Annotated in this window: 1 protein-coding gene; it reads left to right on the top strand. The window is 72.1% G+C overall.

Annotated features, from left to right (window positions below; all coding sequences use genetic code 11):
• Window positions 1-132 precede the first annotated feature (132 nt).
• A partial coding sequence (locus tag G6027_RS12865) for a polyprenyl synthetase family protein (RefSeq protein WP_182637520.1) occupies window positions 133-1167 on the top strand: 1035 nt, incomplete at its 3' end.

Below are 1167 nucleotides of genomic sequence, written 5' to 3'. Positions count from 1 at the left end.
GGCAGGTCGGCGCCGGACCGGTCGGCGCCGACCTCGGCCGGGGTGGGGTGCCGCAGCCCTCGGGCGGGGACCGTAGTCTGTCGTCAGGGTCGGTCGATGCCGGTCCGCACCAGGCGACGAGGACGAATGAGGATGTCGAGCGATTCTGTGACGACCGGCACCGCTGAGACGGCGCCCGACCATGTGGTGGCGGGCGTGGACGTCGGCGACGCGGACCTCGCGGCTCTGCTGAGGGCGCGACTCGTGGAGGTCGAGGAGCTCCTGGTGAGCCGACTCGAGACCGGGGAGGACTTCCTCACCGAGGTCGCCCTGCACCTGGTCACCGCCGGCGGGAAGCGCTTCCGGCCCGTCGTCACCCTGCTCACCGGCGAGCTCGGTCCGGAGCCCGACCGCGAGCGCCTGGTCAAGGCCGCCGTGGTGTGCGAGATGATCCACCTGGCCACGCTCTATCACGACGACGTGATGGACGAGGCGGCCGTGCGCCGCGGCGTGGAGTCCGCCAACAGCCGCTGGGACAACTCCACCGCGATCCTCGCCGGCGACTTCCTCTTCGCCCACTCCTCCATGCTCCTGGCGGACCTCGGCCCGGCCGCGGTCCAGCTCATCGCCCAGACCTTCGCGGAGCTGGTCACCGGACAGATGCGGGAGACGGTCGGGCCGGGCGACGGCGGGAACGCCGCCGACGCCGCCGGGCACTACCTGCGCGTGATCTGGGAGAAGACCGGGTCGCTGATCGCGGCAGCCGCCCAGTTCGGCGGCGAGTACTCCGGAGCCTCCGACGAGCAGATCCAGAGTCTGCGACGGCTGGGAGACGCCGTGGGGATCGCGTTCCAGATCGCCGACGACATCATCGACATCGCCTCGCCGTCGTCCGACTCGGGCAAGACCCCCGGCACCGACCTGCGCGAGGGCGTGCACACACTGCCCATGATCTACGCACTCGAGGCCGGTTCCACCGACGGTGACCGCCTCCGGGAACTGTTGGCGCAGCCGCTGACCGACGACTCCGAGGTCCACGAGGCCCTGGACCTGCTCCGCGCCTCGGAGGGAATGCGCCGCGCGCGGGCCACGCTCGAGCAGTACGTGGCGGACGCCATGGCCGAGCTCGACGCGCTGCCCGCCGGTCCCGCGAACGAGGCGCTGCGGCGGCTGGTCCGGTTCACCGTC

This window comes from Dietzia sp. SLG310A2-38A2, assembly GCF_014145095.1.
Lineage (GTDB): Bacteria > Actinomycetota > Actinomycetes > Mycobacteriales > Mycobacteriaceae > Dietzia.
Note: the sequence above shows the minus strand (reverse complement) of the source record. Positions and strands in the feature narration are given on the sequence as shown.